The organism is Ensifer sp. GW823-FHT05D09, from assembly GCF_058795755.1.
Map to the genome: position 1 here is coordinate 343,604 of NZ_JBXAIA010000001.1, position 25,671 is coordinate 369,274.

A 25,671-nucleotide genomic window follows, 5' to 3' on the forward strand; every position below is an offset into this window, starting at 1 on the left:
CCTGTCGGGCCGCCTCTTTATGGTTGTCGTCTATAATTGCTTGGCGATAGTGTGCCATCTCTTTTTTCGGGACAATCATGAATTTCGTGACAGACCAATCGAGCCGCTCCGGCGAGGTGTTTTCTGCAGCTGAACTGGCGACCGAGGAGAGCCGCTCCACGGCCACGCCGATGATGGAGCAGTTCATCGAGATCAAGGCGAATAACCCGGATTCGCTGCTGTTCTACCGCATGGGCGACTTCTACGAGCTGTTCTTCCAGGACGCCGTCGAGGCATCGCGGGCGCTCGGTATCACACTGACGAAGCGCGGCCAGCATATGGGGCAGGAAATCCCGATGTGCGGCGTGCCGGTGCATGCCGCCGACGATTACCTGCAGAAACTGATCGGCCTGGGCTTCCGCGTCGCCGTCTGCGAGCAGGTCGAGGATCCGGCCGAAGCCAAGAAGCGCGGCGGCAAATCCGTCGTGCGCCGCGACGTCGTCCGGTTGGTGACGCCGGGAACGATCACCGAGGAAAAGCTGCTTTCGCCATCCGAGACCAACTATCTGATGGCGCTCGCGCGCATCAAGAGCAGCTCGGAGCCGGCCTATGCGCTCGCCTGGATCGATATCTCGACCGGGGTCTTCCGGCTTGCCGAAACGGCCGAGAGCCGGCTGCTCGCCGATATCCTGCGCATCGAGCCGCGTGAACTGATCCTCGCCGACACCGTCTTCCACGATCCGGAACTGCGTGCCGTGTTCGACGTGCTCGGCCGGGTGGCGGTGCCGCAGCCGGCCGTGCTGTTCGACAGCGCCACGGCCGAGGGCCGCATCGCCCGCTATTTCGGCGTCAAGACGCTCGATGGTTTCGGCAGCTTCTCGCGCGCCGAAATGGCGGCCGCATCCGCTGCCATCTCCTATGTCGAAAAGACCCAGCTTGCCGAACGTCCCGCCCTCGGCACGCCCGAGCGCGAGAGCGCGGCCTCGACGCTGTTCATCGACCCGGCGACGCGCGCCAACCTCGAACTGGTCAAGACTTTGTCGGGCGCCCGCGAAGGCACGCTGCTGAAGGCGCTCGACCGGACGGTGACGAGCGGCGGCGCGCGGCTCTTGGCCGAGCGGTTGATGTCGCCGTTGACGGATCCCGATCGCATCAACCAGCGGCTCGATTCAATCGAGATCCTGGCCGGCCAGCCGTCCTTTGCGGGCGACCTCAGGGATCAACTGCGGCGCGCGCCCGATATGCCACGCGCGCTGTCGAGGCTCGCGCTCGGCCGCGGCGGTCCGCGCGATCTCGGCGCCATCCAGGCCGGTCTCCGGGCGGCGGCATCGATCTCGGGGCTGATGGCCTCGGGCAATCTTTCCGAGGAACTCGTTGAGGCGCGCGCAGCGATCGACGCCTTGCCGTCGTCCGTCCTCGACCACCTCGATGCGATGCTGGCCGACGAGCTGCCGCTCCTCAAGCGCGATGGCGGCTTCCTGCGCGAGGGGGCAAATGCCGACCTCGACGAAGTGCGGGGGCTGCGCGACCAGTCCCGCCGCGTCATCGCCGGGCTGCAGCTGCAATATTCCGAAGAGACCGGCATCAAGTCGCTGAAGATCAAGCACAACAATGTGCTTGGCTACTTCATCGAGGTGACGGCGGGCAATGCCGGCTCGATGACCGACACGGACGAGGGCCGCGCCCGTTTCATCCATCGCCAGACCATGGCGAATGCCATGCGCTTTACCACCACCGCCCTTGCCGAGCTTGAGAGCAAGATCGCTAATGCCGCCGATCGGGCGCTGTCGATCGAGCTTGCCGCCTTCGAGGCGATGACGACTGATGTCGTTTCGGCGGCCGAGGTCATCAAGGCGGCGTCGCTGGCGCTTGCGACCGTCGATGTGTCGGCCGGCCTGGCGATCCTTGCGGAAGAACAGAACTATGCCCGCCCGGTCGTAGACCACACGCGCATGTTCGCCATCGAGGGCGGCCGCCACCCCGTCGTCGAGCAGGCGTTGAAGCGCCAGGCAGCCAGCGCCTTCGTCGCCAACGGCTGCGACCTGTCGCCGCCATCTGGCGAAGAGGGCGGGGCGATCTGGCTGCTGACGGGCCCGAACATGGGCGGTAAGTCGACGTTCCTCAGGCAGAATGCGCTGATCGCGATCATGGCGCAGATGGGCACCTTCGTGCCTGCCGCAAGCGCCCATATCGGCATCGTCGACCGGCTGTTCTCGCGCGTCGGCGCCTCCGACGATCTTGCCCGCGGCCGCTCGACCTTCATGGTCGAGATGGTCGAGACGGCGGCGATCCTCAACCAGGCGACCGATCGCTCGCTTGTTATCCTCGACGAGATCGGCCGCGGCACCGCCACCTTCGATGGCCTGTCGATCGCCTGGGCCTCGGTCGAGCACCTGCACGAGGCCAACCGCTGCCGCGGCCTGTTTGCGACCCACTTCCATGAGCTGACCGTGCTGTCGGAAAAGCTGGGCCGACTGTCTAATGCCACCATGCGCGTCAAGGAATGGCACGGCGACGTGATCTTCCTGCATGAGGTCGGGCCGGGTGCGGCCGACCGCTCCTATGGTATCCAGGTCGCCCGTCTCGCCGGGCTGCCAGCCTCGGTGGTCTCCCGGGCCAAGGACGTGCTCGCCAAGCTCGAAGACGCCGATCGCAAGAACCCGGCAAGCCAGCTGATCGACGATCTGCCGCTGTTCCAGGTGGCGATCCGCCGCGAAGAGGCCAAGCCCGCCGGCAACTCCAGGGTTGACGAGGCGCTGAAGGCGCTCAACCCGGACGATATGACGCCGCGCGAAGCGCTGGATGCGCTCTACGCGCTGAAGAAGGAACTGAGTGCCCGGTGACGGGCGCGCTGTTTTTGCTGTGCATGGGCCGATGAAAAAGGCTATACAGCGCCGCGCGCCTTGAAAGGGCGTGGCGATCAGCCGGTAGTAATTCGAAACGCTGCACGGTCCCGGTTCGGCCTTGATCGGATGGGAGCATGCAGGAACGCTGTTCAAACAGCGGATCACGCAACCAGTCGGACAGGACGCCCCTCGGCACTTCATGGGCAGACACGAAACTTCCTTTCCCGAAATTCTCGATGTCGCAGCGCTTCGGGCGAAATGCGACTTCATCGCATCGGCCCATGCCGAGCAGCGCGAGCCAATGCGCCAGGCATTGCTTGCCGCCTTCAAGCAGGCAAATGTTGCAGGCCGCGCCAAGGCGCGCGAACTGTTTGCCGGCGACGGCGGCGGCATTCTTTGTGCCGAACGCATTTCGTGGCTGCAGGACCAGCTGATCACGGTGCTGCATGATTTCGTGCTGAACGAAATCTTTGACGCGGCCAATGCGCCGCCGGCAAGCCGCATCGCGGTTGCTGCCGTCGGCGGCTACGGTCGCGGTACGCTGGCGCCGGGCTCCGACATCGACCTGCTCTTCCTGCTGCCGATGAAGAAAGCGGTCTGGGCAGAGCCCGCCATCGAGTTCATGCTCTATATTCTGTGGGATCTGGGCTTCAAGGTCGGTCACGCCACGCGCACGATCGAGGACTGCATCAGGCTCTCGCGCGCCGACATGACGATCCGCACCGCGATCCTCGAAACCCGCTACATCTGTGGGTCGGAAACGCTGGCGGCCGAGCTCGAAACGCGCTTCGACCATGAGATCGTGCGCAACACCGGGCCGGATTTCATCGCCGCCAAGCTCGCCGAGCGTGACGAGCGCCACCGCAAGGCCGGCGACACCCGTTACCTGGTCGAGCCCAATGTCAAGGAAGGTAAGGGCGGGCTGCGGGACCTGCACACGCTGTTCTGGATCGCCAAGTATTTCTACCGGGTCAAGGATTCGGCCGACCTGGTGAAGCTCGGCGTTCTCTCCCGAACCGAGTACAAGCTGTTCCAGAAGGCCGAGGACTTCCTCTGGGCGGTGCGCTGCCACATGCATTTCCTGACCGGCAAGTCCGAGGAGCGGCTGTCCTTCGACATCCAGCGCGAGATCGCCGAGGCACTCGGCTATCACGACCATCCCGGCCTTTCAGCGGTCGAGCGCTTCATGAAGCACTACTTCCTGGTGGCGAAAGACGTCGGCGACCTCACCCGCATCTTCTGCGCAGCACTTGAGGATCAGCAGGCAAAGGACGCGCCGGGCCTGTCCGGCATCATCGGCCGCTTCACCCATCGCAGCCGCAAGATCGCCGGAACGCTCGATTTCGTTGACGATGGCGGGCGCATCGCGCTGGCGAGCCCCGACGTCTTCAAGCGCGATCCGGTCAATCTGCTGCGCTTCTTCCACATCGCCGATATCAACAATCTCGAGTTCCACCCGGCAGCCCTTCGCCAGGTGACGCGCTCGCTCGGCCTGATCAAGCCGCAGCTGCGCGAGAACGAGGAAGCCAACCGGCTGTTCCTGTCGATCCTGACCTCGCGCCGCAAGCCGGAGCTGATCCTTCGCCGCATGAACGAGGCGGGTGTGCTTGGCCGCTTCATTCCGGATTTCGGCAAGATCGTCTCGATGATGCAGTTCAACATGTATCATCACTACACGGTGGATGAGCATCTGCTGCGCGCAGTCGACGTTCTCTCGCGGGTCGAGCGCGGCATCGAGGAGGATGCGCACCCGCTGGTCGCCAAGCTGATGCCGGGGATCGAGGAGCGCGAGGTGCTCTATGTCGCCGTGCTTCTGCACGATATCGCCAAGGGTCGGCCGGAGGATCATTCGGTTGCCGGCGCCAAAGTGGCGCGCCGCCTATGCCCGCGCTTCGGCCTGACGCCGAAGCAGACCGAGCTTGTCGCCTGGCTGATCGACGAGCACCTGACGATGTCGATGGTCGCCCAGACCCGCGACCTCAACGACCGCAAGACCATCGTCGATTTCGCCGAGCGGGTGCAGTCGCTCGACCGGCTGAAGATGCTGTTGATCCTCACCGTCTGCGACATCCGTGCCGTCGGCCCGGGCGTGTGGAACGGCTGGAAGGGGCAATTGCTCCGCACGCTCTATTATGAAACCGAACTCCTGCTTTCGGGCGGCTTCTCCGAGTTGTCGCGCAAGGAGCGTGCGGCCCATGCCGCAACGATGTTGAGCGACGCCTTGACCGACTGGCAGGAAAGCGAGCGCGAAGCCTATGTCCGGCTGCACTACCAGCCCTATCTGCTGACGGTGGCGCTTGAAGACCAGATCCGCCACGCCCGCTTCATCCGCGAGGCCGACGCCGCCGGAAAGGCGCTGTCGACCATGGTGCGCACGCACCAGTTCCACGCGATCACCGAAATCACCGTGCTTTCGCCCGACCATCCGCGGCTTTTGACGGTTATCGCCGGCGCCTGCGCGGCGGCCGGCGCCAACATCGTCGATGCGCAGATCTTCACGACATCCGACGGCCGGGCGCTCGATACCATCCTTGTCAACCGCGAGTTTCCCGTCGACGGCGACGAGACGCGACGCGCAGCCAGCATCGGCAAGCTGATCGAGGACGTCCTGTCGGGCCGCAAGCGCCTGCCCGAGGTGATCGCCAGCCGCACCAAGGTGAAGAAGCGCAACAAGGCCTTCACCGTCACCCCCGAGGTGACGATCAGCAACACGCTGTCGAACAAGTTCACGGTCATCGAGGTCGAGTGCCTCGACCGCCCCGGCCTGCTGTCGGAGATCACCGCCGTGCTCTCGGACCTTTCGCTCGACATCGCCTCGGCGCACATCACCACCTTCGGCGAGAAGGTCATCGACACCTTCTACATCACCGATCTCGTCGGCCAGAAGGTCACCAGTGAAAACCGCCAGATGAACATCGCCGCCCGCCTGAAAGCCGTCATGGCCGACGAGGCCGACGAGGTCCGAGACCGGATGCCGTCCGGCATCATCGCGCCTGCTGCAGGCACGTCCTCCGCTCAAAGAACGACAAAAGCCGAAACATGAGTCTGGTCAAGAAATTTGCAACCGTCGGCGGCGCCACGCTCGGCAGCCGCCTCTTCGGCTTCATCCGCGAAACCTTCATGGCGGCAGCCCTTGGCACCGGCCCGGTCGCCGATGCTTTCAACACCGCTTTCCGCCTGCCCAACACCTTCCGCCGGCTATTTGCCGAGGGCGCGTTCAATTCCGCCTTCGTGCCGCTCTTTGCCAAGGAGATCGAGGCGAACGGCATGGAAGGCGCGCGGCGCTTCTCGGAAGAGGTGTTCGGCGTCCTCTTCACGGTGCTGTTGTTCCTGACGATCGCGATGGAACTGACGATGCCCTTCATCGTCAGCAACCTGATCGCGCCCGGTTTCGCCAACGATCCGGCAAAGCTCGGCAACACCGTCATCTTCGCGACGATCATGTTCCCCTATCTCGCCTGCATGTCGCTGGCCGCGATGATGGCCGGCATGCTGAATTCGCTGCACCGCTATTTCGCCGCGGCGATCGCGCCGGTGTTCCTCAACATCATCCTCATCGGTATCCTGGGCTATGCCTGGTACGTGGGCCAGGATCCGATTGCCGTCGGCTATGGCCTCTCCTGGGGCGTGATGGCCGCCGGTCTCGTGCAACTGGCGATCGTCTGGGTCGCCGTGCGCAATGCCGGCATCAAGATCGGCTTTCGCCGGCCGCGGCTGACGGCCAATGTCCGGCGGCTGCTGGTGCTGGCGTTGCCGGCCGCAATCACCGGCGGCATCACCCAGATCAACCTGCTGATCAACACCAACATTGCCTCGGCGCAGGCGGGCGCGGTCTCCTCGCTCGTCTATGCAGACCGCATCTATCAGCTTCCGCTGGGCGTCGTCGGCATCGCGGTCGCAACCGTGCTGTTGCCGGAACTGGCGCGGGCGCTGCGCTCCGGCAACCTCAACGAGGCGTCGAACCTGCAGAACCGTTCGGTGGAGTTCACCCTGTTCCTGACCTTGCCGGCGGCAGCTGCCCTGTTGGTGATGTCCGAGCCGATCGTCCGGCTGCTGTTCGAACGCGGCGAGTTTCACGCGTCGTCGACCGTGGTCGTCGGCCATATCCTGGCTATCTACGGCCTCGGCCTGCCGGCCTTTGTGCTGATCAAGGCCTTCATCCCCGGCTTCTTCGCCCGCGAGGACACGCGCACGCCGATGATCTTTGCCGGTATTTCGGTTGCGGTGAACGTGTCGCTGGCGCTGACCTTGTTTCCTCGGCTGGGGGCAAGCGGTATCGCCACGGCGGAAATCGTTGCCGGCTGGGTCAATGCTGTGCTCCTGTTCGGCATGCTCGTCTGGCGTGGCCACTGGGGGCGCGACATCCCGCTTCTAACCCGCATTCCCCGTCTCGTCATCGCCGCCGCCGGCATGGCTGTCGCCTTGCACTTTGCCCTGCAATGGCTTGCTTACGAAGTGTCGTCGGCAGCGCCCCTGATCGTGCGTGCGACCACGCTCTGCGGCCTGGTGGCCGTCGCCATGGTAATCTATTTCACGATCGCCTTCGGTATCGGCGGCGCCAACCTCGGCATGATCCGTCGCAACATCAAGCGCAAGGCGAAGGCCAAGGCCGACCCTGCACCGACCCCGGACGCGGACGCCTGAACCATCCGGCAATGAAGCGGCGATGCCTATCTTAATCGGCATCGCCCGCTTGGATTTGGGCCACTTGATTGCGCACCGTCCGACGTGCATAAGCCATGCCGTTAGCTACATGGGCGACAAGCCCTGGGGCCCTCCACCAGCCTATTGAGGACGACATGAACGAATTCAAGCCGCTCGTATTTTCCGGTGTACAGCCGACGGGCAACCTCCATCTCGGCAATTATCTCGGCGCGATCCGCAAGTTCGTGGCTTTGCAAGAAAACAACGATTGCATCTATTGCGTCGTCGACCTCCATTCGATCACGGCCCAGCTCGTGCACGAGGACCTGAAGGGGCAGATCCGCTCGATCGCCGCAGCCTTCATCGCTTCCGGCATCGACCCGGAAAAGCACATCGTCTTCAACCAGTCGGCCGTGCCGCAGCACGCCGAACTCGCCTGGATCTTCAACTGCGTCGCCCGCATCGGCTGGATGAACCGGATGACCCAGTTCAAGGACAAGGCCGGCAAGGACCGCGAGAACGCCTCGCTGGGCCTGCTTGCCTATCCGAGCCTGATGGCTGCCGACATCCTGGTCTATCGCGCCACCCACGTTCCGGTCGGCGATGACCAGAAGCAGCACCTCGAACTGACGCGCGACATCGCCCAGAAGTTCAACATCGACTTCATGGAGCACATCCGCGCCCGCGGCTATGGCGTCGACACGGTCGTTGGCGAAGAGCCCGTTCATGCCTATTTCCCGCCGGTCGAGCCGCTGATCGGCGGTGCTACGCCCCGCGTGATGTCACTGCGCGACGGCACCAAGAAGATGTCGAAGTCCGATCCGTCGGATCTTTCACGCATCAACCTGATGGACGATGCCGAAACCATCTCCAAGAAGATCCGCAAGGCCAAGACCGATCCGGACGCGTTACCGAGCGAGCTCGACGGCCTGAAGGGACGTCCAGAGGCGGACAACCTCGTCGGCATCTACGCAGCCCTTTCCGACAAGACCAAGGAACAGGTGCTGGGCGAATTCGGCGGCCAGCAGTTTTCGGTGTTCAAGCCGGCTCTGGTCGACCTGGCGGTCGAGGTTCTCGCACCGATCACCGGCGAGATGCGCCGCCTGATGGGCGACACCGCCCATATCGACGCCATCCTTCGCAACGGTGGCGAGCGGGCGCGGGCGCGTGCGGAAAAGACGATGACCGAGGTTCGCGATATCATCGGCTTTCTGCAGTAAAAGGCGAAAATGAGACCTTGCGGCGGATAATCTGGAATGTAATGTTCGCCGCATGGTCTCGACCCGACTCTCACGACTTGAAGGTCACCGCCGCAAATTCATGGCGGTGATCGACGATACCCCGGAATGCGGCCGCGCCGTGCACTATGCTGGCATGCGCGCCAAGAATTCCAATGGCGGTCTCGTCCTGCTCTACATCATCGCCGACGGCGACTTCCAGCAATGGCTGGGGGTCGAGGAAATCATGCGCGCCGAAGCACGCGAAGAAGCGGAAGCCACCCTTGCCAAGGTGGCGCAGGCCGTGCGCGAGCGCATCGGGATAGAACCGGAAATCGTCATTCGCGAAGGGGCGGCGACCGAGCAGATCCACTCGGCCATCGAAGAGGATCGCGACATCGCCATTCTGGTTCTGGCCGCAGGCTCGGCAAAGGAAGGTCCCGGTCCGCTGGTGTCGTCCATCGCCGGCAAGGCGGCAGCCTTCCCTATCCCGGTGACGGTCATCCCGGATCTTCTGACCGACGAGGAAATCGACGCGCTCAGCTGAGCTGCGTCCCTTTGCGCCCTTGCGGGGGCGGAACGAAGATCATATATTCTTTTGAACTATTCTAAAGAGCCGGTTGATGCCCTATCCCGGCGAGACGGAGAAAAACATGTTCATCCAGACCGAAGCCACGCCGAACCCGGCCACGCTCAAGTTCCTGCCGGGCAAGGTCGTGCTGGAAAACGGCACTGCCGAGTTCCGCGACGAGGAAGAAGCCCGCGCCGGCTCGCCGCTTGCTGCCCGGCTGTTCTCGATCCCCGGCGTCAGCGGCGTCTATTTCGGCTACGACTTCATCACCGTCAGCAAGGACGGGCAGGAGTGGCAGCACCTGAAGCCCGCCATCCTCGGCTCGATCATGGAGCACTTCATGTCCGGCGCGCCGATCATGGCCGGTGCCGGCCGTGCCGAGCAACTGGATGAGGAAGACGAATTCTTCGAGCCCGGCGACGAGACTATTGTCGCCACCATCAAGGAATTGCTCGAAACCCGTGTTCGCCCGGCCGTTGCGCAGGACGGTGGCGATATCACCTTCCGCGGCTTCAAGGACGGCACGGTGTTCCTGAACATGAAGGGTGCCTGCTCGGGCTGCCCGTCGTCGACGGCGACCTTGAAGCATGGCGTGCAGAATCTGCTGCGTCACTTCGTTCCCGAGGTGGAAGCGGTCGAAGCCGTCTGATATCGCGATGGCGAACTGCTGCGCCCTTCGGGGCCGTGGCCGGTCTGTTTGTCGAGTAAGCGTGACCGCGATGCCATGGGGCGTCGCGGCAGGGTGCGTCTGGAACTGCTGCAACTGAAATGATCGTCCTTGCCATCGACACCTCCGGGTCCGGCTGTTCCGCTGCCATCTATGACAGTGGCTCTGACGCCATTCTCGGACAATCCGGGGCCGATATCGGCCGTGGCCATGCCGAACGGCTGATGGAGTTCGTCGACGAGGCCCTCGCCAGCGCCGATCGCCCGATTGGCGATATCGATCGCATCGCCGTTACCATCGGCCCGGGATCGTTTACCGGCATTCGTGTCGGGGTCGCGACCGCGCGCGGTCTGGCGCTTGCGCTTGGCAAACCGGCAGTCGGCATTTCCTCACTTCACGTTCTTGCGGAGGAAGCCCGCGCCGCGGCGCCGGGCAAAGCGGTGCTGATCGCCATCGACGCCAAGCGCGACGAAGTCTATGTCCAGGCGTTCGATGCGGCAGGCCAGGCCGTCACGGAGCCGGAAGCGCTCGCCGTCATGACCGCCCGCGACCGCTTTGCCGGTTTTGAGGGGGGCGTTGCCGGTTCGGGCGCCGAACTCCTGACCTCCGTGACACCGGTCAAGACCGCCGATCTTGTCGATATTGCAGTGGTCGCGCGGCTTGGAGCCGGCGCAGATCCAGCCTCGGCCAAGCCGAAGCCGCTATATCTTCGGGGGCCCGACGCCAAGCCGCAAGCGGGCTTCGCTGTGACCCGAGCCTAGACCCCGATGAGCTTAACCGACTACTTCACGCGCCGTGCCGAGTTCGACATCTTCCCGCTGGAGGAGCCTGATCTGATCGCCGCCGCCGGTCTGCATCGCCAGCGCTTCGCCTCTCCCTGGAGCGATGGTGAAATCCATGCCCTGCTGGTCCAGGACACGGTGTTCGGTTTCGTCGCCCGCCAGACCAACGGTTCGTTGCGGCCCGCCTTTGGCGGTTTCGTGCTGTCGCGCGCTGTTGCCGGCGAGGCCGAAATCCTGACGATCGGCGTCGATCCCCGTTATGCCCGCTCCGGTCTCGGCTGGCGGCTGATGCAGGCGGCGATGCGCGAAGCCTCCGTCAAGGGATCGGACACGCTCTTCCTCGAGGTGGACGAGACCAATCAGGCCGCGATCGGGCTTTACCGTAAGCTCGGCTTCCTCAAGGTCGGCGAACGCCGTGCCTATTATCAGGACAAGGCAGGACAGCGCACCGCCGCGCTTGTCATGCGGCTCGATCTTCGCTAGTGCGAAGCCGACTGGTTTGGCACGTATCGGATGAGCCAAACCTTCGCACAACCATGCGGAGTGGTGCGTGAACGGCGCAGGAAATCCTTTTCGATGATCAATTGGCTGCGCATCGCCCTGTTCGCGCTGGTGCTGGCGCTGGCCTCGCTCGTGCTGATACCGCTGCAGATCGTCTGCCTGTGGCTGGACCTGAAGCCACGCCGCCTGTTGCCGCGCTATTGGCACCGCATGGCCTGCTACCTGCTCGGCATCAAGGTGCGAGTCCATGGCATACCGGACCGCCGCCGACCCCTGCTTCTGTGCGCCAACCACGCCTCGTGGAAGGATATCCTGGTTTTGTCCTCAGTGGCCGATGTCGTCTTCGTCGCCAAGTCCGAGGTCAAAGAATGGCCGGTCTTCGGCGTTCTCGCACGGTTGCAGGCTTCGATCTTTGTCGTGCGGGAACAGAAGCGTGCAACGGGAAAACAGGTGAGCGAGATCGGTCAGCGGCTGGCCAGCGGCGAGATCGTCGTGCTCTTCCCGGAAGGCACGACCTCGGACGGCAACCGCCTGCTTGAGATCAAGACGTCGCTGTTCGGCGCTGCCGCCTCTGCCGTACCGCATTCGCCGACCGGCCTAGTTCACGTCCAGCCGGTGGCGATCTCCTACACCGGCATCCACGGAATGCCGATGGGACGCTTCAACCGGCCGATCGCCGCCTGGCCGGGCGATACCGGTCTTGCGCCCCATCTGCTCGGCATCCTGCGCGAAGGCGCGATCGAGGTGGATGTCGATTTCGGTGAGGCCGTGGACTACGACCATCACACCAACCGCAAGGAAGTCAGCCGCGTCATCGAGCAGCGCATCCGCTCGATGCTATCGGATCGCCTGCGCGGGCGGGCCTGACGCCGCGAGCGACGCGAAAGCCGGGCAGCGAAAATACTTCAATTCCGGCCCGCTTTGCACTAAAGAACCGGCATGACCCAGGAAACAGCTCTTCTGACGACGCCCGCAGCGGGCGACGAACGCACGCCGGCCCGCAAGGTTTTCGTCAAGACCTACGGCTGTCAGATGAACGTCTACGATAGCGACCGCATGTCGGATGCGTTGACGCGTGACGGCTATATCTCGACGGATGTGCTCGAGGATGCCGACTTCGTCCTGCTCAACACCTGTCACATCCGCGAGAAGGCGGCAGAAAAAGTCTATTCCGAGCTTGGCCGCCTGCGTGATCTGAAAAAGGCAAAGGCGCTCGAAGGCCGGGAGATGGTGATCGGCGTCGCCGGCTGCGTCGCGCAGGCCGAGGGCAACGAGATCCTGCGCCGCGCGCCGGCCGTCGACCTCGTCATCGGCCCGACCACCTACCACCGCCTGCCGGAAGCATTGAAGCGCGCCCGCAACGGCGAGCGCGTCGTCCAGACCGATTACGCGGTCGAAGACAAGTTCGAGCATCTGCCGGCACCCGACAAGGCCAGGACCCGGGCGCGCGGCGTCACGGCGTTTCTGACGGTGCAGGAAGGTTGCGACAAGTTCTGCACCTTCTGCGTCGTTCCCTATACGCGCGGCTCGGAGGTTTCCCGCCCCGTCGCCCAGATCCTGTCCGAGGCACAGAAGCTGGTCGAGGCCGGTGTGCGCGAAATCACGCTGCTCGGCCAGAACGTCAACGCCTGGCATGGTCTCGGCCCTGATGGTCGCGAGTGGGGCCTGGGTGATCTCCTGCAGTGTCTTGGCGACATCGAGGGGTTGGCACGGCTGCGTTATACGACCAGCCATCCGCGCGATATGGACGACAGCCTGATCGAGGCGCATCGCTCGATGCCGAAGCTGATGCCCTATCTGCACCTGCCGGTGCAGGCGGGCTCCGACCGCATCCTCAAGGCGATGAACCGGCGGCATACGGCAGCCGAGTATCTGGCGCTCATCGAGCGCATCCGCGCGGTGCAGCCCGACCTTGCCCTGTCGGGCGATTTCATCGTCGGCTTCCCCGGCGAGACCGACGAGGACTTCGAAGACACGATCCGGCTCATTGAAGCCGTGGGTTATGCACAGGCATTTTCGTTCAAATATTCGACCCGTCCGGGCACGCCGGGTGCCGACCTTGACGATCAGGTTCCGGAGGACGTCAAAGCCAAGCGTCTGGAAAGATTGCAGGCTTTGCTGATTTCGCAGCAACGCGCCTTCGCCGAATCCTGTGTCGGGCGCGAAATCGATCTGCTTTTGGAGAAGCCGGGCCGCATGCCCGGGCAGCTCGTCGGTCGTTCGCCGTGGCTGCAGCCTGTGAATGTTGATGCAAAAGCATCGCAAATCGGTGACATTATCAAGGTGCGAATCATCAAGGCAGGATCCAACAGTCTGTTTGCCGAGATGATCGGGTAAGGACCGAAAACAGGAGCCTGAACCGCTTGAACGGACACGAACTGATCTCTTCATCATCGCGCCAGTCGAAAACAACTGCGACAGACGCCAATCACTTCGTGCTCACATTTGAGAACAACCGGTTCGCCAGCGAACTCTTCGGGCAGTTCGACCAGAACCTGAAGCTCCTGGAGGAGCGGCTCCGGATCGAAGCGCATCCACGCGGCAATTCCGTTGCGATCTCAGGCGATGTCGTGGCCACCAATCAGGCCCGTCGCGCACTCGATTTTCTCTACGGACGGTTGCAGAGCGGCGGATCGATCGATACGTCGGATGTGGAGGGTGCGATCCGGATGGCGGTCGCTGCCGATGATCAGCTACAATTGCCGACCATGGAGAAAAAAGCCAAATTGACGATGGCGCAGATTTCAACGCGCAAGAAGACGATCGTTGCCCGCACACCGACGCAGGATGCCTATATCCGCGCGCTGGAGCGCTCCGAGCTCGTCTTCGGCGTCGGTCCGGCCGGTACCGGCAAGACCTACCTTGCGGTTGCCCACGCGGCCCAGTTGCTTGAGCGTGGCGCCGTCGACCGCATCGTGCTCTCCCGTCCGGCCGTCGAAGCCGGCGAGCGCCTCGGCTTCCTGCCGGGCGACATGAAAGAGAAGGTCGATCCTTATCTCAGGCCGCTATACGATGCGCTCTACGACATGATGCCGGGCGACAAGGTGGAGCGTGCCATCACGGCGGGCGTCATCGAAATCGCGCCGCTTGCCTTCATGCGCGGTCGCACGCTCGGAAATGCCGCCGTCATCCTTGACGAGGCGCAGAACACGACATCGATGCAGATGAAGATGTTCCTGACCCGTCTCGGCGAAAACGGCCGGATGATCGTGACGGGTGACCCAAGCCAGGTTGACCTGCCGCGCGGCGTCAAGTCGGGCCTGGTCGAGGCCCTGCAGATCCTGCGCGGCGTCGAAGGCGTTTCGGAAATCCGTTTCAAGGACGTCGACGTCGTGCGCCACCCGATGGTCGCACGTATCGTCAGGGCCTACGAAGCCCAGACGGCCGTGCACGATGAAAGCGAGCAGGGCGACCGCCGATAGCGGTCGTCGCAATCATGAGTGCATTGGATATCCAGATCAGCGTCGAAGAGGGCAATTGGCCCGACGAAGACACGCTTCTCGCTTTTTCGTCGCCGGTGCTTGAGGCCGCGGCCGCCTTCCTGAAGGCGGAAGAAGGCCAGCCATTCCCGAAGATGCAGCCCGAGTTGTCGCTGGTTTTCACCGACGACGCCTCCATTCGCACGATCAATGCGGAGTGGCGCAGCCAGGACAAGCCGACCAATGTTCTATCCTTTCCGGCGTTCCCGGTAACGCCCGGCAAGATGCCGGGACCGATGCTCGGCGACATCATCGTGGCACGCGAGACGCTGGAGCGCGAAGCGGCGGATCTTGAAAAAACCTTCGACGCGCATCTGACGCATCTTCTCGTGCATGGATTCCTGCATCTTTTCGGTTATGATCATATGGTAGATGATGAAGCCGAAAGAATGGAAAGCCTGGAGACTCGCATTTTAGCGCGTCTTGGCTTATCTGATCCCTACGGGGACCGATCCCCGGATTAACAGTTTGGACCAATGAGCGACTTTAAAACACAGCCCGTCGCAATGGCGACCGAGGAGGCCGATGCCTCCGGAGAGGCGGAGGCGGGCAGTAGTAGCACCGCCACTCGACAAGAGGGCACCAAATCCACATCGTCCTTCTGGAGCCGGGCCGCGCGCATTTTGCGTGGCGCCAATCCTTCGAGCCTCCGCGAGGACCTCGCCGACGCACTGCTGACGGATGCCGACAGCAACACGGCATTTTCGCCCGAAGAGCGGGCGATGCTCAACAACATCCTGCGCTTCCGCGAAGTGCGCGTCGAAGACGTGATGGTTCCGCGTGCCGATATTGAGGCCGTCGACCAGAGCATCACCATCGGCGAGCTGATGGTGATCTTCGAGGAGTCCGGCCGCTCGCGCATGCCGGTCTACAATGAAGGCCTCGATGATCCGCGCGGCATGGTGCATATTCGCGACCTGCTCGCCTATGTGACCAAGCAGGCCCGCAACCGCCGTCGCAACGGCAAGGCGCAGACCGTTGCTGCGTCGGCTTCCGCCGAGAAGGCGCCGCGATCGCCGAAGGCGACCTTCGATCTGTCGCGCGTCGATCTTGGCAAGTCTCTGGAAGAGGCAGGCATTATCCGCCAGCTCCTGTTCGTGCCGCCGTCGATGCTGGCGTCGGACCTGATGCAGCGCATGCAGGCCGCCCGTATCCAGATGGCGCTCGTCATCGACGAATATGGCGGCACTGATGGTCTCGTTTCGCTCGAAGACATCGTCGAGATGGTCGTCGGCGACATCGAGGACGAGCACGACGATGACGAGGTCATGTTCGCCAAGACCTCCGAGGATATCTTCGTCGCCGATGCCCGCGTCGAACTGGAGGAGATCGCCGAGGCGATCGGCTCCGATTTCGACGTGCGCGAACAGCTTGAAGATGTCGATACGCTCGGCGGCCTGATCTTCGCGTCGCTTGGGCGCATTCCGGTCCGGGGCGAGGTGGTGCAGGCACTGCCGGGCTTCGAGTTCCAGATCCTTGATGCCGATCCTCGACGCGTCAAGCGCGTGCGCATCATGCGCAAGCGTCCGCCGGCCCGTCGCCGCGTGGTGCGCCCCGAAGGCGAGTTGTCTCAGGAGCAGCTGTCCGCCAATCGCGGCAACGGCACCGAGCCGCAGCAAGCCTCGGCCAGCGAACAATAGCCTTCTTCACAAACTGCATTCCCCGCGAAGCTCTCGATCTCGAACTTCGCTGGGAACGGCAACCGGTCATCGACCGGTGATGTCCCGTTTGCGCATCAAATTCGAAGCCTGGTGCTGCAAAGGGGACAAGCAGCCACTTTTTTGGAACACTGCCGGCAACTGATTCGGTTGTTCTTCCCGCGTAGCGTCCGTGTTCTGCGGCCTGCGCCAACAGGAGGCTGCATGGAAAGACTGGCTGGCAGGATCATGCTTCTGTCGGGCGCGCCCCGGCTATTTCTGGCATTTGTCGCGGGGCTGCTGGCTGTTCTGACACAGCCGCCGTTCGGCATCTTTGCTGCCGCTTTTCTGTCCTTTCCGATCCTGGTCTGGCTGCTCGACGGCGCGACCGGTCACCCGGATGGCGGTTTGATCCGCCGGCTTTGGCCGGCAATGTCGATCGGCTGGGCCTTCGGCTTCGGCTACTTCCTCGGAGGGCTGTGGTGGCTTGGGAACGCGCTGCTGGTGGAGGCGGACAGCTTCGCCTGGGCGCTGCCGCTCGCGGTGGTCGGCCTTCCGGCCTGCCTTGCCGTGTTCTACGCACTCGCAACCCTGATTGCCCGCATCCTGTGGTCGGATGGCGTGGGGAGGATCGCGGCGTTGGCATTGGGCTTCGGCCTGGCCGAATGGTTGCGCTCATTCATCTTTACCGGCTTTCCCTGGAACGCCATCGGCTATGCGGCGATGCCGATGCCATTGATGATGCAGTCGGCCAGCGTGGTCAGCCTCGCGACCATCAACATGCTGGCGGTATTCGTCTTCGCGGCCCCGGCCCTTGCCGGGACGGGCAAGGGCGGCCGGATTGGTCTCAGCCTTGCCGTCGCACTCTGTGCCGCCCATATCGGCTTCGGATTTTATCGGCTTGCGCTGCCGGCGCCGGCCGGGCCGGACCAGCCGCTTGCCGTTCGTCTCGTCCAGCCGGTGATCGATCAGGCAAAGAAGCTCGATGATAGCGAGCGCGGCGCGATCTTCGAGGAACATCTCGCCTTGACCGCAGTGCCCGCCGAAGGCGGCGCCAGGAAGCCCGACATCGTCGTCTGGCCGGAAACCTCGATCCCGTTCGTCCTCACCGACAGCCCCGATGCGCTCGCACGCATTGCCGAAGTCCTCGATGACCAGCAGATCCTCATTGCCGGCGCGGTGCGCGCGGAAGACGCAGGCGCCGGCCTGCCGCCACGCTATTACAACTCGATCTACGTCATCGACGGGCGTGGTCAGATCATCGGCGCCGCCGACAAGGTGCACCTCGTTCCCTTTGGCGAATACCTTCCGTTCGAAGATCTGCTGACATCCTGGGGCTTAAGCTCGGTTGCAGCCGCCATGCCGGGCGGCTTCTCGGCCTCCAAGACCCGCTCCCTGTTGACCCTGCCGGGTGGGCGCACCTTCTACCCGCTCATCTGCTACGAGGCGATCTTCCCCGGTGAGATCGGCGCGGATGCGCGCGGCGCCGACGCACTGCTCAACATCACCAATGACGCCTGGTTCGGCGACACGCCGGGCCCGCGCCAGCACTTCCATCAGGCACAGTTGCGTGCAGTGGAATCAGGAATACCCCTTATCCGTGCAGCCAATAATGGTATATCAGCAATTGTTGATGCACGTGGGGTTTTAGTGGTAGGATTAGCCTACAATTATAGGGGAGTGGTCGACACAATTCTGCCGGGAAGGCTTCCTACGCCCACGAATGAGGTCATACGTAGCCGAATTTTCGGGTTGTGCGCAATCTTCCTCCTGTTGGTTGCAGTCTTCTCGCGTGTTAGTTTTAATATTAGGAAGAATTGACCTAAAACCCCTAAAATTGCATAGTGGTCCGCACCATCGGTTTATGCTGTGGCGACACTTTTGTCTTCACCGTTGCGGTTGCAGCGGTGTGCGGTGTCCTCATGTCAGTCCGTGGATGATTGAAACAGCGTGTTTAGGAACGCAGATATGATGGAAAACAAGAAGAAGCCGAACCCGATCGACATCCACGTCGGTAGCCGGATTCGTCTTCGCCGCACGATGCTTGGCATGAGCCAGGAAAAGCTGGGCGAAAGCCTGGGCATCACGTTTCAGCAGATCCAGAAGTATGAAAAAGGCACGAACCGCGTTGGTGCCAGCCGGTTGCAGAACATTTCCGGCATCCTGAATGTCCCTGTTTCCTTCTTCTTCGAAGATGCTCCCGGTGAAAACACCAGCGCTTCCGGCCTGGCCGAAGCCTCGAGCTCGAACTACGTCGTCGACTTCCTCTCTTCCTCGGAAGGGCTTCAGCTCAATCGTGCTTTCGTCAAGATCACCGATCCCAAGGTGCGTCGCAAGCTCGTCGATCTCGTCAAGGCGCTGGCTGCGGAAGCAGAGAGCGAATAGTCCCAAAACCCATCGGAATTGGAAAACAAAGCGGCCATTAGTGCCGCTTTTTTCTTGCCCGCCGTTTCCCTCTGATATTCGAAGTGATTGGCGCCGTTGTCGATATAAAGATATATTTATGTCGTTGTTCGCTTGTTTTTCGGGCGTAAAACCACTAACACGATGCCAGCGCTTTATCTTCTTGAGGGGAATTCCCGCATGCGTTCAAACTACCTGTTCACGAGTGAATCCGTGGCCGAAGGCCATCCGGACAAAGTATGTGACCGTATCTCCGACGAGATCGTCGATCTGGTCTACCGTGAAGCTGCCAAGACCGGTGTCGATCCCTGGGGCGTACGCATTGCCTGCGAAACGCTGGCAACGACGAACCGCGTCGTGATCGCCGGCGAAGTCCGTCTGCCGCCGAGCCTTCTGAAGAAGGACAAGAACGGCAACGACGTCATCAACCCCTCGAAGTTCAAGTCTGCCGCACGCAAGGCGATCCGCGACATCGGCTACGAGCAGGACGGTTTCCACTGGAAGACGGCGAAAATCGACGTTCTCCTCCACTTCCAGTCCGCACATATTGCTCAAGGCGTCGACAACGCGTCTGACAAGCAGGGCGAAGAAGGTGCCGGCGACCAGGGCATCATGTTCGGTTACGCCTGCCGCGAAACCTCGGAACTGATGCCGGCGCCGCTGTATTATTCGCACCGCATCCTGCATCTGCTCGCCGCAGCCCGCAAGAAGGGCGACGGCGAAGTCGCAAAGCTTGGCCCTGATGCCAAGAGCCAGGTCACCGTCCGCTACGTCGACGGCAAGCCGGCGGAAGTCGTCTCGATCGTTCTGTCCACCCAGCATCTCGACGAGAGCTGGGATTCGGCCAAGGTTCGTGCGGTCGTCGAGCCCTACATCCGCGAAGCGCTCGACGATCTGAAGATCGCCGCCGATTGCACCTGGTACATCAACCCGACCGGCAAGTTCGTCATCGGCGGCCCGGATGGTGACGCCGGCCTGACCGGCCGCAAGATCATCGTCGACACCTATGGTGGTGCCGCTCCGCATGGCGGCGGCGCCTTCTCGGGCAAGGACACGACCAAGGTCGACCGTTCGGCTGCCTATGCAGCCCGCTATCTTGCCAAGAACGTCGTTGCTGCCGGTCTTTCCGATCGCTGCACGATCCAGCTGTCCTACGCCATCGGCGTTGCCCAGCCGCTCTCGGTCTATGTCGACCTGCACGGCACTGGCAAGGTCTCCGAGGACCAGGTGGAAGATGCGATCCGCAAGACGATGGATCTGTCGCCGACCGGCATCCGTCGCCACCTCGATCTCAACAAGCCGATCTACGCCAAGACTGCGGCCTATGGCCACTTTGGGCGCAAGGCCGGCCGTGACGGCTCGTTCTCCTGGGAGAAGCTTGATCTGGTCAAGCCGCTCAAGGAAGCCATCGGGGCTTGACGCTTCGACATTTGCCGGACACAGAACGTCCGGCCGCTAAAGCTGAAAGGCGGATGCCCCCGAAAGGGGTGTCCGCCTTGCTCGTTGAAGGAAGATTGTCATGACTGAACCGCGCCGCAGCCGCGCTACGGAAGCCTTCTTCGGACGCCGCAAGGGCAAGCCCTTGCGCGAGCGCCAGGCGGCCCATCTCGAAACCATCCTGCCGAAACTGAAGCTCGATCTCGGTGCGGCCGCGCCGCAGGACATGAAGTCGCTCTTTCCCGAGCCGATCGATCGCATTCGGTTGGAGATCGGCTTTGGCGGCGGCGAGCATCTCATCCACCGTGCGGCGGAAAACCCCTCGACCGGTTTCATCGGTGTCGAGCCTTTCGTCAATTCCATGGCGAAGTTGATCGGGCAGATCGAGGAGAAGGGTGTCTCCAACATTCGTCTCTACAATGACGACGCCACGCAGGTGCTGGACTGGATGCCGGAGGCCTGTGTCGACCAGATCGACCTGCTCTATCCGGATCCATGGCCCAAGCGCAAACACTGGAAGCGGCGTTTCGTCTCAGCCGTCAATCTCGACCGCTTCGCCCGCGTGTTGAAGCCGGGCGGTCACTTCTGCTTTGCGTCCGATATCGATACCTACGTCAACTGGACGCTGCTGCATTGCCGCGACCATGCCGCCTTCGAATGGACGGCGGAGCAGGCTTCGGACTGGTTGACGCCGTTCGATGGCTGGCCGAGCACGCGCTACGAGGCCAAGGCACGCAGGGAAGGGCGGAGTTCCGCCTATCTGACGTTCCGCCGCGTGTAAGCGACGGCTTCTCTCAGAAATCATGCCGCAACCTGAAAGCGTCCGTTGCGCGTCAGACCTGACGCGCGGCGCTTTTGCATTCCCATGGCGAAGCGTCGCCGCGGTTGACGGTCAATGCAGGCTGACAGTCCGCAATTCGTCCTCAGCCGCCTTGTAGAAGGTGCTGGAGCGGTTGTCGGTCAAAAGGATCGGTGTGCCGTCGGCACCGAACAGGGCCCACAGATCGATGCCCGGTCCCATTTCCGGTGCTTCCGGGAAGCAACGGGAAACCTCTTCCGACCGCATCTTTCTGATATAGCCGACTTCGCCCTCGCCGAGATGTGCGAGGTCGTTCATGGACAATGACGAGGTGATGGCTTTCAGTCCCATGGTGGTACTCCGTGGTCGCCGGCCAGGGGAAAATCCCGCCGGTTATCCTACTCTGGGACTGAAATGTTAATTTTCTTTACCATACGCACCGGTTCCGGACGAACGAGATCGACCGAAAGCAGGCCGTTGCGCAATTCGGCGCCGAGAACCTTCATGCCGTCGGCAAGCACGAATGTGCGTTGAAACTGCCGGGCGGCAATGCCGCGGTGCAGGTATTCGCGATCGCCGGTATCGACCTGGCGGCCACGAATGACGAGTTGGTTTTCTTCGGTTGTGACGTCGAGATCGTCTTCGGAAAAACCGGCGACAGCAAGGGTAATGCGCAAACGCTCTGGCGCGTCGACCGAATCGTCGCCGCGGATGCGTTCGATATTGTAGGGGGGATACCCGTCATTTCCCTTGGCAATACGCTCGAGGGTCTTTTCCATCGTGTCGAAACCCAGCAGCAGTGGGCTCGTGAAAGGCGTAATTCGGCTCATTCCCAAGTCCTTGTAAGATCAAGCGACCATTAACCGGACCTGCCAAGCAGCATCCTTCCCTTAATATGGTAGCTGTGCGCAATGAGCGCAAGCCGCTTGCCTCCGGCGTGCACGCAAATCATAGTCCGCAGCGCGAGAATCCCAAGGAGGAACACAAGCGTGCCTGTGCCGAGAAAAATAATCATAGACACTGATCCCGGGCAGGACGATGCCGCCGCCATCATGCTCGCTTTCGGCAGTCCGGAAGAGATCGACCTCCTGGGGATCACGACCGTAGCCGGCAATGTTCCCCTGGCAATGACGGCGCGCAATGCCCGCATCATCTGCGAACTGTGCAACAGGACCGAGGTCAAGGTCTTTTCCGGTGCCGACCGGCCGATCGCCCGGCCGCTGGTGACTGCCGAACACGTGCACGGCAAGACCGGCCTCGACGGCCCTGCGCTCGACGAGCCGACGATGGCGCTCGAGGCGCAGCATGGCGTCGATTTCATCATCGAGACGCTGCGTGCCGAGGCGCCGGGTACGGTCACGCTCTGCACGCTCGGTCCGCTGACCAACGTCGCGCTCGCGCTTCAGAAGGCGCCCGACATCGCGCCGAAGGTGCGCGAACTGGTGATGATGGGCGGTGGCTTCTTTGAGGGTGGCAACATCACGCCGGCGGCCGAATTCAACATCTATGTCGACCCGGAAGCCGCCGACATCGTCTTCCGGTCGGGCATTCCGATCGTCATGATGCCGCTCGACGTGACCCACCGCGTGCTGACGCACAAGGCGCGCGTGGCAAAGATCCGCGAGATTGGTAGCGCACCGGCCTTCGCCATGGCCGAGATGCTGGAGTTCTTCGAGCGGTTCGATATCGAGAAATACGGCACCGATGGCGGCCCGCTGCACGACCCGACCGTGATCGCTTATCTCCTGAGGCCGGAGCTTTTCACCGGGCGTGACTGCAATGTCGAGATCGAGGTTCAGTCGCCGCTGACGACGGGCATGACCGTGGTCGACTGGTGGCAGGTGACGGGCCGCAAACACAATGCCAAGGTCATGCGCCACATCGATGACCAGGGCTTCTTCGATCTGTTGACGGAGCGACTGGCACGCATCTGATCGTTGCAAGCCAGGACTACAAATGAAAACGGCGCCCCGAGAGGCGCCGTTTGCATTTCATGGGTCTGGATCAGAACTCTTCCCAATTGTCCTGGGCGAGCGCATTGGCGCCGGAGGTCTGTGTCAGCACGCGCTGTGTCGATGGTGTGTAGCCGGCACGCGCCGGGCTTGAGGTCGGACGGGCTTCGCGGGCAGGGGCAGGGGCAGGAGCCGGTGCCGGGCGTTCCGCCGTGCGCATGCGCTCGGCCGTGCCACGCAGCATCTCCGCCGAGCTCGGCTGTGCCGTGGTTCCCGAGCGTTGTGCAACGCGGAAGCGGGCGACCAGCGTGCTGAGCGCGCGTGCTTCTTCGTTCAGTGCCATGCCGGCGGCGGTGGTTTCTTCCACCATGGCGGCGTTCTGCTGGGTCACCTGGTCCATCTGGTTGACGGCCGAGTTGATTTCCTTGAGGCCGACGGCCTGCTCGGAAGCAGAGCTCGAGATCTGGCGGATCAGGCCGTTGATCTGCACCACCTGTTCGGCGATCTTTTCAAGCGCTCCACCGGCACGACCGACGAGGTCAACGCCTTCGCGCACCTGGCCGGCCGAGGTGTTGATCAGCGTCTTGATCTCCTTGGCGGCGTTTGCCGAGCGCTGAGCCAGTTCGCGGACTTCCTGGGCGACGACGGCAAAACCCTTGCCGGCATCGCCGGCGCGGGCTGCTTCGACGCCGGCGTTGAGCGCCAGCAGGTTGGTCTGGAAGGCGATCTCGTCGATGACGCCGATGATGCGGCTGACCTCGTGCGACGACTGCTCGATGCCCTTCATCGCGGCGATCGCCTTCTGCACGACTTCGCCGGACTGCCCGGCATCGCTGCTGGCGACGTCCACCGACTTTGCGGCGACCTTGGCGTTTTCGGCGCTGGCGTTGACCTGCGAGGTCAGCTCGTCGAGGGCTGCTGCCGTCTCTTCGAGGCTTGCCGCCTGCTGTTCGGTGCGGTGCGACAGGTCGTTGGCGGCACTGCTGATCTCGCTGGTGCCGTTGCCGATGTTGACGACCGAGTGGTTGACGGTGCGGATCGTCTCTTCGAGGCTATCCATCGTCGCGTTGAAGTCGCGCTTCAGCTGGGCATATTCACCGGGGAATTCGTCGGTGATGCGGAAGGCGAGATCGCCGGAGGAGAGGTGGGACAGACCCTTGCCGAGGCGGGCGACGATGTCGCGCTGAAGGGCGCTGGACGAGGCTCGCTCCGTCTCGGAACGGCTGCGCTCATGCTCGGCCTGCTCACGTTCGTGGCGGGCTTCGCCCTCAAGACGCTTGGTATCGGCCAGCTGGTGGCGGAAGCCTTCGAGCGCCTTTGCGACCTGACCGGTCTCGTCGGAGCGGTCCTGGCCGGTGATCGAATTGCCGTAGTCGCCGTTGCTGAGGTTGCGGACATCCTTGACGAGGACTGCAAGCGGCTTCTGAACGAAGCCACGGACAGCGAAGTAAAGGCCGAAAAGCACAGCGGCGAGGACGACGAGGCCGCCGATGATCATCATGTAGGTCTGGTCGCGGACCGGAGCGTTGATCGCGCTGCGCGGTACGTCGACGAGCACGATCCAGCTGGTGTTCACGCCGGATAGGGCAAAGGGATAGACGACGCGATCGAACGGTTCGTTGCCGTCATAGGACAGGTTCTTGATGACGCCCGACGCGCCGGAGGCCAGCGCCTTCTTGACGATCTCGTTGCCTTCGCCGTCATATTCCTTGAGCAGCAGGTCCGGAATCGGGGCCACCAGCCACTTGCCGGATTCAGAAAGCAGGTAGACGCGGCCGGTATCAAACGGCTTCAGCTTGGAAAGGCCGTCGGCCAGCGATGCAAGCGAAATGTCGACGCCGGAGACGCCGATCAGCTTGCCGTTGGACATGACGGGGTAAGCGATCGAGCTCATCGCGGTGGGCACGTCAGTGTCCTGCGCGGTGTAGGGCGGCGTGATCGCGCCCTTGCCGCTCTTTGCCGCAAGGCTGTACCATTCCGCATTGTAGTCCGCGCCGAAGGTCGAGAACTGGATCTCGTTGTTGCGATTTTTCGACCAATAGGGAGCGAAGATGCCTTCCTTGTTGGCGCCCAGCTCCTTGTTGTCGGCGATTTCCTCCTTGCGGCCGTCGAAGGCCTTGGGCTCTTCGGCAAACCAGCTGCCGAAGGCAAAGGGGTTCTGCTCGACATTGGCCCTGAGGATGTTGATCACACCGGCGCGTTCCATCGATTTTTCCGCATGGGCGCGGCCAAGAATGCCGGCCATCGAACGCGACGCGCTTGCAAGCTCGCCGATGCCGCCGGCGATATCAGAGGCAATGGCTTTTGCCTCGCCGCTTGCCTGATCGAGCACCAGCGTTTCGACGCGGTCCTGTGTCTGGGAGATGAGAACGAAGTTCGAGGCGAGCAACACGAGCGCGATCGTGCCGCCTGTCACCGCGATCAGCTTGGTCGCCAGCGATTTGGCTTGGAACTTGAACATGAAATCCTCACGTGCTGGGAGGTCCGCAGGCGCAAACCTGCGGCGAACGCATTTCACAATGTGGGTGAAACTCCATCATGGAGCGCCAGATGCCGACCGGCATATTGGAGGCTGCCCATTCCCCAGGGGAAATGGCTTTCTCAGGGTCTTGAATAGACGAGCAAATCTTAAGATAGGGCCAACGCGATGGCTAATTCATGCCCCGCTCATGGAGAATCTGCGTCCAGAGTTTCGCCTCCGCGACATAGGCTGTCCGGATTGCGCAAAGGCCGATAATGCGGTGGTTTCAAGCGCTT

At 62.6% G+C, this 25,671-nt stretch carries 21 protein-coding genes; 18 read left to right on the forward strand and 3 right to left on the reverse strand.

Annotated features, from left to right (window positions below):
- The first annotated feature begins 77 nt into the window (after positions 1-77).
- The 17 genes from mutS (at position 78) to trmB (ending at position 20,944) form a co-directional block, all read left to right on the forward strand.
- Positions 78-2,822 (forward strand): DNA mismatch repair protein MutS, encoded by a 2,745-nt coding sequence (gene mutS, locus AC1Q80_RS01745; RefSeq protein WP_492359474.1) that lies wholly within the window; start codon positions 78-80, stop codon positions 2,820-2,822.
- A gap of 202 nt (positions 2,823-3,024) precedes the next feature.
- Positions 3,025-5,868 (forward strand): [protein-PII] uridylyltransferase, encoded by a 2,844-nt coding sequence (locus AC1Q80_RS01750; protein WP_492359475.1) that lies wholly within the window; start codon positions 3,025-3,027, stop codon positions 5,866-5,868.
- Positions 5,865-7,469: a murein biosynthesis integral membrane protein MurJ gene (gene murJ / locus AC1Q80_RS01755; protein ID WP_492359476.1), complete on the forward strand. Its 1,605-nt coding sequence runs from the start codon at positions 5,865-5,867 to the stop codon at positions 7,467-7,469. Before AC1Q80_RS01750 ends, murJ begins: the two co-directional genes overlap by 4 nt.
- A 155-nt stretch (positions 7,470-7,624) precedes the next feature.
- The gene (gene trpS, locus AC1Q80_RS01760; RefSeq protein WP_173418818.1) at positions 7,625-8,689 is read left to right on the forward strand and encodes a tryptophan--tRNA ligase; all 1,065 of its coding nucleotides are present in this window, start codon (positions 7,625-7,627) and stop codon (positions 8,687-8,689) included.
- A gap of 52 nt (positions 8,690-8,741) precedes the next feature.
- Positions 8,742-9,233, forward strand: a complete 492-nt coding sequence (locus tag AC1Q80_RS01765) for a universal stress protein (RefSeq protein WP_077502983.1) — start codon at positions 8,742-8,744, stop codon at positions 9,231-9,233.
- A gap of 106 nt (positions 9,234-9,339) precedes the next feature.
- On the forward strand, positions 9,340-9,906 hold the full coding sequence (locus tag AC1Q80_RS01770) for a NifU family protein (protein ID WP_077502982.1): 567 nt from the start codon (positions 9,340-9,342) through the stop codon (positions 9,904-9,906).
- A 119-nt stretch (positions 9,907-10,025) separates the two neighbouring features.
- Positions 10,026-10,685, forward strand: a complete 660-nt coding sequence (gene tsaB / locus AC1Q80_RS01775; protein WP_173418819.1) for a tRNA (adenosine(37)-N6)-threonylcarbamoyltransferase complex dimerization subunit type 1 TsaB — start codon at positions 10,026-10,028, stop codon at positions 10,683-10,685.
- Between the two features lie 6 nt (positions 10,686-10,691).
- Positions 10,692-11,189, forward strand: coding sequence for a GNAT family N-acetyltransferase (locus tag AC1Q80_RS01780; protein WP_492359477.1), 498 nt, complete (start codon positions 10,692-10,694; stop codon positions 11,187-11,189).
- 93 nt (positions 11,190-11,282) lie between these two features.
- Positions 11,283-12,074 (forward strand): lyso-ornithine lipid O-acyltransferase, encoded by a 792-nt coding sequence (gene olsA, locus AC1Q80_RS01785; RefSeq protein ID WP_492359478.1) that lies wholly within the window; start codon positions 11,283-11,285, stop codon positions 12,072-12,074.
- Positions 12,075-12,146: 72 nt separating this feature from the next.
- Positions 12,147-13,544, forward strand: coding sequence for a tRNA (N6-isopentenyl adenosine(37)-C2)-methylthiotransferase MiaB (miaB, locus tag AC1Q80_RS01790; RefSeq protein WP_492359479.1), 1,398 nt, complete (start codon positions 12,147-12,149; stop codon positions 13,542-13,544).
- Positions 13,545-13,570: 26 nt separating this feature from the next.
- The gene (locus AC1Q80_RS01795) at positions 13,571-14,629 is read left to right on the forward strand and encodes a PhoH family protein (protein ID WP_173418823.1); all 1,059 of its coding nucleotides are present in this window, start codon (positions 13,571-13,573) and stop codon (positions 14,627-14,629) included.
- A gap of 14 nt (positions 14,630-14,643) precedes the next feature.
- Positions 14,644-15,150, forward strand: coding sequence for an rRNA maturation RNase YbeY (gene ybeY / locus AC1Q80_RS01800; protein ID WP_209787856.1), 507 nt, complete (start codon positions 14,644-14,646; stop codon positions 15,148-15,150).
- 12 nt (positions 15,151-15,162) lie between these two features.
- Positions 15,163-16,326 carry a hemolysin family protein gene (locus AC1Q80_RS01805; protein WP_173418825.1) on the forward strand — a complete coding sequence of 388 codons (1,164 nt, stop codon included), beginning with the start codon at positions 15,163-15,165 and terminating at the stop codon, positions 16,324-16,326.
- A gap of 222 nt (positions 16,327-16,548) precedes the next feature.
- Positions 16,549-18,144, forward strand: coding sequence for an apolipoprotein N-acyltransferase (gene lnt / locus AC1Q80_RS01810; protein WP_492359844.1), 1,596 nt, complete (start codon positions 16,549-16,551; stop codon positions 18,142-18,144).
- Positions 18,145-18,291: 147 nt separating this feature from the next.
- Positions 18,292-18,708, forward strand: coding sequence for a helix-turn-helix domain-containing protein (locus AC1Q80_RS01815; RefSeq protein WP_077502973.1), 417 nt, complete (start codon positions 18,292-18,294; stop codon positions 18,706-18,708).
- A 198-nt stretch (positions 18,709-18,906) separates the two neighbouring features.
- Positions 18,907-20,145, forward strand: a complete 1,239-nt coding sequence (gene metK, locus AC1Q80_RS01820; protein WP_173418827.1) for a methionine adenosyltransferase — start codon at positions 18,907-18,909, stop codon at positions 20,143-20,145.
- Between the two features lie 100 nt (positions 20,146-20,245).
- Complete coding sequence (gene trmB / locus AC1Q80_RS01825; RefSeq protein ID WP_492359480.1) at positions 20,246-20,944, forward strand: tRNA (guanosine(46)-N7)-methyltransferase TrmB; 699 nt, start codon at positions 20,246-20,248, stop codon at positions 20,942-20,944.
- A 111-nt stretch (positions 20,945-21,055) separates the two neighbouring features.
- On the opposite strand, the gene AC1Q80_RS01830 is transcribed toward trmB, so the two are convergent.
- Both AC1Q80_RS01830 and AC1Q80_RS01835 read right to left on the reverse strand, forming a co-directional pair.
- Entirely contained in the window at positions 21,056-21,313 is a 258-nt protein-coding gene (locus AC1Q80_RS01830) for a BQ00720 family protein (protein ID WP_053248868.1), read from the reverse strand.
- Positions 21,314-21,360: 47 nt separating this feature from the next.
- Positions 21,361-21,792: an Hsp20 family protein gene (locus tag AC1Q80_RS01835; protein WP_077502970.1), complete on the reverse strand. Its 432-nt coding sequence runs from the start codon at positions 21,790-21,792 to the stop codon at positions 21,361-21,363.
- 159 nt (positions 21,793-21,951) lie between these two features.
- On the opposite strand from AC1Q80_RS01835, the gene AC1Q80_RS01840 reads away from it, so the two are divergent.
- A complete protein-coding gene (locus AC1Q80_RS01840) occupies positions 21,952-22,896 on the forward strand; it encodes a nucleoside hydrolase (RefSeq protein WP_492359481.1) in 945 nt (314 codons plus the stop codon).
- A 70-nt stretch (positions 22,897-22,966) separates the two neighbouring features.
- Here the strand turns inward: AC1Q80_RS01840 and AC1Q80_RS01845 are convergent, their stop codons facing one another.
- Entirely contained in the window at positions 22,967-25,375 is a 2,409-nt protein-coding gene (locus tag AC1Q80_RS01845; RefSeq protein WP_492359482.1) for a methyl-accepting chemotaxis protein, read from the reverse strand.
- Positions 25,376-25,671: the final 296 nt, after the last annotated feature.